This window comes from Marinobacterium maritimum (genome assembly GCF_039523155.1).
Lineage (GTDB): Bacteria > Pseudomonadota > Gammaproteobacteria > Pseudomonadales > Balneatricaceae > Marinobacterium > Marinobacterium maritimum.
Window position 1 is genome coordinate 647,657 of sequence record NZ_BAAAET010000002.1, and the last position, 11,500, is coordinate 659,156.

Genomic DNA, 11,500 nt, shown 5'->3' on the forward strand with positions numbered 1-11,500 from the left:
TTAACCGTCCCGACAAGGATTCAATGGCGATGAAAGACTGCCCGGCCGTGCCTGTGCTGCAGAGGAGTGCGGCCCGTATCCCCCACCTTCGCGACCTCTTTGACAGCGACCCCGCACGGGGGCATGAGCTGCGGGCGACGGGCGCTGGTATCACGCTGGATTACAGCAAACAGCGCGTGGACACCGGTGTGCTCCAGGCACTGGCGCAGTTGGCTGAGCAGGCCGGGCTTAGTGAAGAGCGCGAGCGATTGTTTGCCGGCGAGGTGGTCAACCGTACCGAAAACCGCGCGGCCTGGCATACGGCGCTACGTACTCCGACGGCTCTACAGACAACCGAACAGCAGTGTGTGGAAGAGCAGCTGCAGCGGATGACGTTGCTGGTGGACAGGATTCAGTCCGGTGTGTGGCGCGGCTTTTCCGGCAAGCGCATTACCGATGTTGTCAATCTGGGCGTGGGCGGCAGTGACTTGGGGCCGTTGATGGTGACCCACGGCCTGCGTGAGTATTCCGAGCCGGCGGTGCGGGGGCTCAAGGTGCACTTTGCCTCCACCATCGACGGCAGCCAGCTGTTTGATCTGCTGGACCATCTTAACCCCGAAACCTCGCTGTTCATCATCTCGTCAAAGTCGTTCACCACCATCGATACCCTGTCCAACGCCGATACGGTGCGATCTTGGCTGGGCAGTCATTGCGTGGATGAGGCGCTGATGTTGCGCTGTCATTTTATCGGTGTCTCGGCTGCGCAGCAGAAGATGAGCGACTGGGGCTTGCCGTCCGATAACCAGTTGCACTTCTGGCAGTGGGTCGGCGGGCGCTTTTCGCTCTGGTCAGCCATCGGGCTGCCGATTGCACTGGCGCTGGGGATGTCGGTGTTCCGCCGGCTGTTGGCCGGTGCTCATGCGATGGATGAGCACTTCCGCACGGCGCCGGTTCTGCAGAATCTGCCGGTGATGTTGGCGCTGCTGGGTATCTGGAACGTCAACTTTCTCGATATCCGTGCCCATGCGATTCTGCCCTATGACGGTCGCTTGAAGTACTTCCCCTCCTATCTGGAGCAGCTGGAGATGGAGAGCAACGGCAAATCGGTGGGGCAGGACGGTGAACTGCTGGACTACTCTACCTGTCCGGTGCTCTGGGGCGAGATCGGTGCCAATGCCCAGCATGCGTTCTATCAGCTGCTGCACCAGGGTACCCAGTCGGTCGCGTCGGATTTTATTGTGGCGGCCCGTCGTTACGAGGCCCTCGATCACTATGCCCATCAGGAGCAGTTGCTGGCCCAGCATCAATTGAACATCGCCAACTGCCTGGCGCAGTCGCGGGTGTTGGCCTTCGGCGATGCGGCGGTTGCGCCGGATGACAACCCCTGGCGGCGCTACCCTGGCAACCAGCCGTCGTCCACGTTGCTGCTGGAGCAACTGGGCCCGGAATCGCTGGGCGCACTGATCGCTGCCTATGAACACAAGGTGTTTACCCAGGCCGTGATCTGGAATATCAACCCCTTCGACCAGTGGGGCGTGGAGCTTGGCAAGCAGGTAGCCTTGCAGCTGCAGCCCTTGCTGCAGGACCCGGACGCGGCTGCAGTGGCGGGGCTTGATGCATCCACCCGTGAACTGGCGTTGAGTATTCAACAGCAACAATCCGGCAGCGAAGGAGGTGCGGCATGAACGTACGTGTACTGGGCGATAATCTTGAGGCCTGGACGCTGGCGGGCGCACTGGCCTTTACTGGTTGTGCTGTATCAATGGAGCAACCGACTCTGCCAGAGGCGGATTCTGATATTGCCGAGCCGGATCTGCTGCAGCTGCTGGAGCAGCAGCATCTTGCAGGGCGACTTCAGCTTGGGGCTGGAGAAGAAGCGGCCGACCTGTTGCTGGTGACTCGTCGTTTGCCATCCATGGATGAGTTGCAAGCGGCCATTCAGGGGTTTGTGGCTAAAGTAAAAAAGCAACCGGAATCCAGGCCGCTCATCGCATTGGTGCAATCGGTCGCGCTGGGAACGACGGATGGGTTGCAGGCATGGCTTAATGAGCAGGGGGCAGGCCATGTACGCGTACTGTTCTGGCCCGCGTTTATACAGTCTGGCCGAGCTCTGGAGAGTGTGACCCGTCCCGAGCGTATTTTGCTGGGTACCCGGGATAAGCAAGTCGTGAGCACCATGCGCCGCGTTTTGAGCCCGTTCAATCGTAGCCGCGATACCCTCATGGTGATGCCACCTTTGGAAGCGGAGCTGAGCAAGCTGGCAATCAACGGCATGCTGGCGACCCGGGTCAGTTACATGAATGAGCTGGCCCGGTTGGCGTCGGATAAAGGGATCGATATCGAGCAGGTGCGCCAGGGCATGGGTACCGATTCCCGTATCGGCTTTCAGTATCTGTATCCCGGCTGCGGTTTTGGTGGTGAAGCCTTTTTAGGAACCCTGGAACAGCTTAACCGTGAACTCGGCGACCTTAATGAGCCTGGTCTGCTTAGCAGTGTGTTTGCGATCAACGAGCAGCAGAAAGACCTGCTGTTCCAGAAGTTCTGGCGCTATTTCAAAGCCGAAATCAGTGGCCGCAGGGTGGCGCTCTGGGGCTGCTCGTTCAAGCCCAGTACCTCTGTCGTTGAAGGCAGCCCGGCGCTGGTGCTGATTGAAGCATTGCTGGCGCACAATGTAGAGGTGCACGTGTACGACCCCATGGCACTGCCGGCGCTGAAGCGCCGTTTGGGCAACCGGCCCGGACTGGTCTGTGTAGACAGTGCCGCGGCCGCGGCCGAGGGTGCTGATGCGCTGATGCTGGTGACGGAGTGGAAAGAATTCTGGAACCGGGATATGGCAGCGATCCAATCGAGCATGCAAACCCCCCTGCTGCTGGACGGGCGCAATGTGTTCGATCCCGGGCTGATGGCCGAGCTTGGCTGGGTGTACTCCGGCATCGGGCGCGGGGTTTCGATTTAGGCGGTATTATCGTGCGTAGAGCGCGCTCCCACAGGGGCGTGATGATTCTGTGGGAGCGCTCTCCGAGCGCGAATCAGGATATAATCGCTTTATTGCTGTAACGATTGAATGGACTTGTTTGATATGGACTCAACCGGCGTATCTTCGCGCTCGCTTCACTATCGCATTCTGACCCTGGGGCGTAACTACAAAAAAGCCTTGATGGTACTGGCGGATTTTATCGCCTTGCCGGTAGCGCTCTGGTCGGGTTATGCCCTGCGGCTGTCTGAGTGGTGGCCGTCGGCGTATATGGTTGAGGCCTGGTGGCTGTTTATCGCCACGCCAGTAGTCGGGCTGCTGGTGTTCATGAAGCTCGGGCTGTATCGAGCCGTGGTGCGCTTTATGGGCGCCCAGGCGATCCTGGCGGTATTCAAAGGGGTGGTTATTCTGGCGGTGCTGATGTGGGCATCGGCCTTCTTCTTCAATATCGACAAATTTCCGCGCTCGGTGCCGGTCAATTTTGCGCTGGCGGCTCTGGTGTATGTGGGCGGCAGTCGCTTGCTGGTGCGCAATTATTACCACTGGCTGATCGGCCATTATGTAAAGAAGGAGCCGGTGCTAATCTACGGGGCGGGTGGCTCCGGTGTGCAGCTGTCCACGGCCCTGGCAGGGGGGGGCGAGTATGTCGCCGTCGGTTTTCTGGATGACGATCCAGCCTTGTGGAAAACAACGGTTTCCGGCATGCCGGTGTACGATCCAACCTCAATCGGGCAGCTGATCCAGTCCCTGGGAGTGACGCACGTGCTGTTGGCGCTGCCATCGGCTTCGCGATCAGAACGTCGTCGCATTCTTGAGCGGCTGGCTGATCATTCGGTGCATGTGAAGACGATACCGTCCATGCCCGAACTGGTATCGGGCGAAGCGCTGGCAACCCTGCGCGAGGTCGACCCGGAAGACCTGTTGGGGCGTGAGCCGGTGCCGCCGGTCGAGTCGTTGCTGGCATCCAGCATTGAAGACAAGGTGGTACTGGTCAGCGGTGCGGGTGGCTCCATCGGCTCCGAGATCTGCCGTCAGGTGCTGCGCAACCAGCCCAAAGCGCTGGTTCTTTACGAGCTGAGCGAGTTCGCGCTGTATTCCATTGAGCAGGAACTGAGCAAGGCTGCTAAGGCGGAAGGTCTCAACGTGCCCGTCTATGCGCTGCTGGGGTCGGTACTGGATGCAGAGCGGGTCGCCCGTATCATCGATCGCTTCGGGGTGCAGACCATCTACCATGCGGCCGCCTACAAGCATGTGCCGATGGTGGAGCACAATGTGTTTGAAGGCGTGCGCAACAATGCACTGGGCACGCGGGTCATGGCGGAAGCGGCGCTGGCGGCCGGGGTGGAGCGGTTTGTGCTGATCTCCACCGACAAGGCGGTTCGTCCCACCAATGTGATGGGGGCGACCAAGCGGCTGGCGGAGCTGGTGCTGCAGGGACTGGCTGAGCGCGACAGCAAGACCGTATTTTCCATGGTGCGTTTCGGTAACGTACTGGGCTCGTCCGGCTCTGTGGTACCGCTGTTCCGTCGCCAGATCGAAGCCGGTGGTCCGGTAACGGTGACCCACCCCGATATTACCCGTTTCTTCATGACGATCCCGGAGGCCGCGTCACTGGTGATCCAGGCCGGTTCCATGGCCAAGGGCGGTGATGTTTTCGTGCTCGATATGGGAGAGCCGGTCAAGATTGTCGACCTGGCCCGCCGCATGATTCAGTTGATGGGCTATGAGGTACGTACCGAGCAGCACCCGGATGGCGATATCGCGATCGAGTTCTCGGGGCTGCGCCCCGGCGAAAAGCTGTACGAGGAGCTGTTGATCGGGGCCGACGTGATCGGTACGGAACATCCCAAGATCATGCGTGCCCATGAAGAGCTTCTTCCGGCCGATCAGCTGCAGGCGCTGCTGGTCCAGATGAGCGATGCAATGGCGCAGGATGACAGCCACCAGGCCCGCAAGCTATTGCAGCAGGCCGTGTCAGGCTTTACACCCTCTTCGCCCAATATGGACCTGTTGCTGAAAGCGGAAGTGCCCGCTGGCAACCTGGTGCACTGATAGGGCTTTTCTACAGATGCATAGGGGCGTCCGTTCTGCGTGTGGGAGGCCGCTCCGCGGCCGAATACACTACTGACAGCCGAGTGCTAATTGCGTCGGCGAGTTTTACGATGCTGGTTGGCCAGAATCCCGATGGCACATAGCGTCACGAAGGTCGCCGCATTGGCCGGTATCTGCAGGTTGAAGTCGGTGGCCGAGTGGATCAGGATGCCCAGAATCCCCATGGCGGCGCCGAAGCCGACTCCGCTGCGATACCAGGACTGGCGGTGCCAGAGTGCCTTCAGCGCGTGGTAGAGGCAGATCAGGACAAAGGCGCCAAGGGCGGTGAAGCCTATCAACCCATATTCAACGGCAAACTGCAGGTAGTCGTTATGGGCGTTATTGAAGAAGCCGCGGATATCCTCACCGGCGTATGGCTGGAAGCTGGCGCCGAAGCTGCCGGCCCCGAAGCCAACCAGGGGGCGATCGGTGAATTGCTGCCACACGTAACCAAAAACATCGGTACGGATAACGTTTTTACGTTCAACCACCTCTACCTGATAGCGCGCTTCGGCTTCCTGGCTCAGTGTCAGCCGTTCGATCACCACTGGAGTTTCTTCCACTACCGCGGATTGCGTCGATCCGCTGTCGGCAACCGTGCTGTTCTTGGCCGTCTCCGTTGTCTGTGACGACGGCTCCTCGCGCTGAATTTCCTCTCTTGCCGACTCGGTCAGCTCCGTGACGACTACTTCATCCTGGAAGCGGGTGCCAACCAGTCGGTCCTTGAGCTTGTCCAGGCCGAAGAACTGACTGATCACCAGCACGTCGATCAGGATCAGGCTGGCCAGAATCAGGCTGTTGCGCAGTCGGTGTTCCCGGTTCAGCAGCACGAACAGGCCGCCAATGATCAGCAGGGAGGCAAAGAAGGCGGTATTGCCCATGCGTGAGCGGGTCATCACCAGCGCAATCACCATGATCACCAGTGCCAGGCGCAAGCGAGCCTTGGGCCCCATCATCATCTCCAGCAGGCTGTGCCAGCGGAAGGGAGCACCGTCACGCAGGGCCATCAGCAGGCCAATGCCGCAGCCGAGGCTCATCACCAGGTAGCCCGCCAGATGGTTGCGGTTGAAGTAGGTGCCGGACACCACCCCTTGTCCACCAGCTTTGGGTTCAAACAGCAGCCACTCAACTCCCGACAGTGTCATGAAGGTGCCATAGAAAGCCTGGAAAGTGGCGCTGACTACCAGTGTACTGAGCAGCAGGGTCAGTCGGCTGCGGGTATAGAACAGACCAATCACCAGAATGAACAGAAAGCTGTAGCCCAGACCGAGCGTAAGGTAGTAGAGCGTTTCACCCTGGTCGGTCGTGATGCCAAACAGTAACTGCAGCAGCACCCAAAGCTGGGCGCCCAACAGCAGCAGAAAGGGCGTACGGGCGACGCCCAGCGCACGGTTATGGCTGCTGTTTTTGTTCAGCTGCTGCCAGGCCCAGAGCAGAGTGAGTGTTGCTGTAATGAGACTGAACAGGGAACCTGACCAGTGGGCATAGCTGCCTTTGGGCAGGGGGAGCCAGACCAGCAGGCCCAGAGTCATAACAATCAGGGCAGATTCCAGGGGGGATCGGTGCTGGGACATGCTTGGCTCGGTTCCTTGGGCGACATGTAAATGGATGAATGCGCAGCAATTATCCATATTGCATCGGTGAAAGACAGTCGAGGGTGGTATTTTTTTGGCGCTTTTATGCGCCTGAGCAGTTCTACTGTCGTCTAATGGTGGCAATCGAAAAATTTAGGCAATAGAATGCTCGGTCGGTGATAGTGCCGTTAAGGCACGGTACATTTTTTTTGACTGAGCCTGGGCACTCCCGCGCGCTCTGGAATACAACAATATTGAGGACGTAATCATGCGCAAGACACTGGTTTCAATCTCTCTGGCGGCGGCTCTGATGTCCGGCCAGGCAATGGCCGACGATGCAACCCTGCAGGCGCTGCAGAATGCCGGCATTAAGCTGAGCACCGAGCTGGCAGACAAGGTCAAGGCGGCAGAAGGTGAAGACCTGGCTGAAGCCATTGCTGCGGTTGTTAGCGCTTTGGGCGATGACGCCGCAGCGGTACAGGCGACCGTCCAGGCAGCCGCACAGGCAGCTCCGGCTCAGGCTGCAGCTATTGCGGCGGCAGCGGTTAAGGCAGCTCCGGCCCAGGCAGAATCCATCAAGACAGCGGCCATGACCGCGGCTCCGGCTCAGTCAGCCCAGATCGAGAGCAGCGTAGCCACAGCGGTTGCGGCAGCGACTCAGACCACTACGACCAACACTAACACCAACACGACTACCAAAGAGACAACCACGGTAGCGACCGGTAGCATTCCGTCTTCTTCTGGCGGTAGCGGTGGTGGTGTCAGCGAATAAGTGTTGACGATTACTGAGTGGCCCCATACCAACAGTGCTGGCATGGGTAGACCCCCATTTTGCAACAGGCTTTTTTGCATGCGTAAAACATTTACCCTGAATACCTTGGCGGCTGCCGTGATGCTGGCCGGCAGTGGCTCGGCCCTGGCGATCGATGCGGCCTCCATGAAGCTCGGCGCCATGAATTTCACCCCGACACTGGAGCTGTCCGAGCGTTACGACGACAACTTCCGTGAGACCGGGGGTAACGAGGAATCCAGCTGGATCACAACGATCAAGCCGACGTTCGAGCTGGCGGCGCAGGACCGTCTGAACATCTACAAGCTGACCTATTCCTTCAACAGCGAAATTTTCCATTCCAGCCAGGATGACAACAACACCGATCATCACCTGGATGCGGATGCGCACATGGAGTTTTCGGCCCGTAGCCGCCTGGACCTGAATGTCGGTTACGACAAGATGGAAGATGTGGCTGACACTGAAGTTGAAGGCACCAACGACAAGTACCACACCTACAATATTGGTGGTGTTTACGGCTACGGTGCCGAGTCGGCCACCATGCAGTTTGAGCTGGGTGCCAACCAGGAATGGAAGCGCTACGACAACAAGGGTGGCATCAACGCTGATATGGAGCGTGACACCCTGAGCCTGGGCGCCACCGCATACTATCGTCTGGCGCCCAAGACCCGCGCGCTGGCCGAGATCCGCTATAACGATTACGACTACAAGCTGGCCTCTTCCACTCTGAACAGCGATGCGATGGCGTATCTGTTGGGTGTGACCTGGGATGCCACGGCCAAGACCAGCGGTACCGCCAAAGTCGGTTACGAGAAAAAAGACTTCGACAGCGCGGCTCGTGAAGATGCCGACAACAGCATGTGGGAAGTGGGCGTGACCTGGAAGCCGCGCAGCTACTCCGCCTTTACGCTCAATACCCGTCGCGGTCTGGATGAAGGCTCTGACGGTGCCGATGGTGAAGATTACATCGAAACCACACGCACCAGCCTGAACTGGAATCACGAGTGGAGCTCCTACCTCTCCAGTGATGTCAACTATGCCTTCACTGACGAGCAGTACGAGACCGATCGTGAAGACGAAACCAGCGAGTTCGCCATCGGCCTTAACTACGACCTGCGTCGTTGGGCCACCGTTGGTGTGGGCTACAAGTACAAGGACGTTGATTCAAATGTTGCCAGCGAGCGCTATGACAACAACGTCTACCAGGTCAAGCTGACTATGGGGCTGTAAACCGGCCCCGCTGTGTAAAAAGGGGAGCGGAGTCTCCCCTTTTTTGTGACAGTTTTATAACGAGGCAGAAGAGAGATGCTACAGCGAACACTAGCGGTCGTACTGCTGTTGATGGGTATGGTGCTTGGAATGTCAGCCGCCCAGGCGGCAGGGGACAGCCAGTATAAGCTTGGCTCGGGTGACGTCATCAGTATTAACGTGTTTGGCGAAGAGGACCTGAGTTTTGAACAGTTGCGGATGACCGATGCAGGGACGTTTTCCTATCCGTTTCTGGGCGAAGTGCGAGCTCTGGGCAAGACCGTTGCCGAGATTGAAGCGATCATTATCAGAGGCCTGAAAGGCGATTACCTGATCGACCCCAAGGTATCGGTATCGATCCTGGAATACCGTGATTTCTTCGTTAACGGTGAGGTGAAAAACCCCGGTGGCTATCCGTTCAAGCCCGGCTTGACCCTGCGCAAGGCAGTGGCGTTAGCAGGCGGTTTCACCGAGCGCGCTTCTTCCAGCAAGATGTCGATCATCCGCGAAACCGGAGCGGACAAGCGCACCTTTGGTGCCTCTCTGGATACACCGGTCATGCCGGGCGACATCATCACTATTGAGCAGAGCTTCTTCTGATTATGGACACAACCAATACCCGGCCGGAAGGGGCATCTCTGGCGCAGCGTCTGGCTGACGATGAAATTGATCTGTTGCAGTTGTGGCATACCATCTGGCGACGCAAATGGAGCATCATCACGCTGACCCTTGTGGTGATGATGCTGACGACACTGGTGGTGCTGAGCCTGACGCCGATCTACCGTGCGGCCTCGACCATGCTGATCGAGCAGAAAAGTGCCAAGGTGGTCTCCATCGAGGATATGTATGGCCTTGAAGGCGGCAGCAGCGAATATCTGCAGACCCAGTTCGAACTGCTCAAGTCTCGCGAACTGGCCGAGCGTGTAGTGCGCGAGCTGAACCTGACCGTGCACCCTGAACTGGACCCGCGCCAGCAGCCCGAGCCGCTGATCAATCTGAGCGCCCTGTTGGGCAGCTTTAACATTCGTGACTGGCTGCCGATCACCACACCGGATGATCTTGAGGAAAGTGAGGCGCTGAGCGAAGCGCGCATTTTCGATCATGTGGTCAAGGCGTTCATGCAGCGCACCACCATCTCTCCGGTGATGAAAACCCAGCTGGTTAAGGTTCAGGTCGAAATGGCGGATCCCCGGCTGGCGGCCCGTGCGGCGAATGCGCTGGCGAACGCCTATATCGAAAGCCAGCTGGAAGCCAAGTTGAACATGACGCAGACGGCGACCAACTGGATGAACGAGCGCCTGAGCGGGCTGAAGGAAAAGCTGAAGGAGTCCGAGCGTCGTTTGCAGGAGTTCCGTGAGGCTGAAAACCTGGTGGACCTTGCGGGTGTGACTACGGTGGCCGGCGGGGAACTGTCGCAGACCGGTGATCGTCTGATCGATGCTCGCCGCAGCCGAGCCGAGGCTGAAAGCCAGTACCGCCAGGTAGCAGCCATGCGCAGCAGTGGCTGGCAGCGGCTGGCATCGGTGCCGGCGGTGTTGAGCAATCAGCTGGTACAGCAGTTCAAGGCGGAAGAGGGGCGTGCCCGTGCCAAGGTGCAGGAGCTGTCCCGCCGTTACGGCCCCAAGCATCCGAAAATGATTGCCGCCCAGTCCGAGCTGAATGCGGCGACTGCCAACCTGCGTTCGCAGGTCGAGCAAGTGGTGGCGTCCATCGAGCGTGAATACCAGCTGGCGACCGCCAATGAGCGCTCGCTGCAAACCTCGTTCAATCAAAACAAGGAACAGATTCAGGATATCAAGCGCAAGGAGTTCAAGCTGCGCGAGCTGCAGCGTGAGGTTGATACCAACCGCTCGCTGTATGACACCTTCATGACCCGCTTGAAAGAGACGTCGGCCACATCTGACTTCGAGGCCGTGAATGCCCGGATCGTCGACCCTGCGGTGGTGCCGGATACTCCGGTTAAGCCCAAGAAGAGTCTGATCGTGGTGCTGGCCGGCATTCTGTCGATGATGGCCGGGGTTGCCATGGTGCTGCTGCTTGAGTTCCTCAACAACACCTTCAAGAGCACTGAAGATGTCGAGAACAAGCTGAGTCTGCCGGTGCTAGGCATTCTGCCGTTGCTCAAGGGCAAGGAGCGCTCGGATATGGCGCGCATGTTTGTCGACAACGACAACAAGGCCTTCACCGAATCGATTCGTACCATCCGTACCGGTGTGGTGCTGTCGGGGCTGGATAACCCGCACAAGACCATTGTTGTGACCTCGTCTGTACCGGGAGAGGGCAAGAGCTCGGTATCGATGAACCTGGCGTATGCACTGGGGCAGATGGAGAAGGTGCTGCTGATCGATGCGGACATGCGTCGTCCTACCGTGGCCAAGAGCTTTGGCTTCCCGGTCGGAACTCCGGGGCTGGCGAATCTGGTGGCCGGTACTGCGCGGCTTGAAGATGTGATCCAGGAGCTGGATGACGGCATCAGCGTGATAACTGCCGGTACGGTGCCGCCCAACCCGCTGGAGCTGCTGTCCTCTCCTCGTTTTGCCAAGGCCCTGCAAGTGCTGCAGAGCATGTTTGACCGTATCGTGATCGATTCTCCGCCGACCCAGGCGGTAAGCGATGCGCTGGTACTGTCGACCCACGCCAACGCGCTGATTTATGTGATCAAGTCGGAATCGACCGCTACTCCGTTGGCCAAGCGTGGTGTGGGGCAGTTGCTGCAGAATAACGCGCCGGTGACCGGTGTGGTGCTGAACCAGGTTGATATCAAGAAGGCGAAGAAGCACGGCTACAGCTACGGTGGCTACTACGACTACTACGGTTACAGTGGTTCGCAGGAGGCATGATGCC

8 protein-coding genes are annotated in these 11,500 nt (G+C 58.8%); 7 read left to right on the top strand and 1 reads right to left on the bottom strand.

The features are described from left to right. Nucleotides 1–23: 23 nt before the first annotated feature. From pgi to ABD013_RS09345, 3 genes are all read left to right on the top strand, one after another. On the top strand, nt 24–1,664 hold the full coding sequence (pgi, locus tag ABD013_RS09335) for a glucose-6-phosphate isomerase (RefSeq protein WP_425543400.1): 1,641 nt from the start codon (nt 24–26) through the stop codon (nt 1,662–1,664). Continuing rightward, nucleotides 1,661–2,935 carry a nucleotide sugar dehydrogenase gene (locus ABD013_RS09340; protein ID WP_343805162.1) on the top strand — a complete coding sequence of 425 codons (1,275 nt, stop codon included), beginning with the start codon at nt 1,661–1,663 and terminating at the stop codon, nt 2,933–2,935. Before pgi ends, ABD013_RS09340 begins: the two co-directional genes overlap by 4 nt. A gap of 123 nt (nt 2,936–3,058) precedes the next feature. Next, entirely contained in the window at nt 3,059–5,005 is a 1,947-nt protein-coding gene (locus ABD013_RS09345) for a polysaccharide biosynthesis protein (RefSeq protein ID WP_343805164.1), read from the top strand. An 86-nt stretch (nt 5,006–5,091) separates the two neighbouring features. On the opposite strand, the gene ABD013_RS09350 is transcribed toward ABD013_RS09345, so the two are convergent. Further along, nucleotides 5,092–6,618 carry an O-antigen ligase family protein gene (locus ABD013_RS09350; RefSeq protein ID WP_343805166.1) on the bottom strand — a complete coding sequence of 509 codons (1,527 nt, stop codon included), beginning with the start codon at nt 6,616–6,618 and terminating at the stop codon, nt 5,092–5,094. A gap of 268 nt (nt 6,619–6,886) precedes the next feature. On the opposite strand from ABD013_RS09350, the gene ABD013_RS09355 reads away from it, so the two are divergent. The 4 genes from ABD013_RS09355 (at nt 6,887) to ABD013_RS09370 (ending at nt 11,496) form a co-directional block, all read left to right on the top strand. After that, on the top strand, nt 6,887–7,390 hold the full coding sequence (locus ABD013_RS09355; protein ID WP_343805168.1) for a hypothetical protein: 504 nt from the start codon (nt 6,887–6,889) through the stop codon (nt 7,388–7,390). A gap of 78 nt (nt 7,391–7,468) precedes the next feature. After that, the gene (locus ABD013_RS09360) at nt 7,469–8,638 is read left to right on the top strand and encodes an outer membrane beta-barrel protein (protein ID WP_343805170.1); all 1,170 of its coding nucleotides are present in this window, start codon (nt 7,469–7,471) and stop codon (nt 8,636–8,638) included. A 75-nt stretch (nt 8,639–8,713) separates the two neighbouring features. Beyond that, entirely contained in the window at nt 8,714–9,256 is a 543-nt protein-coding gene (locus ABD013_RS09365; protein ID WP_343805172.1) for a polysaccharide biosynthesis/export family protein, read from the top strand. 2 nt (nt 9,257–9,258) lie between these two features. After that, nucleotides 9,259–11,496, top strand: coding sequence for a GumC family protein (locus ABD013_RS09370; protein WP_343805174.1), 2,238 nt, complete (start codon nt 9,259–9,261; stop codon nt 11,494–11,496). Nucleotides 11,497–11,500: the final 4 nt, after the last annotated feature.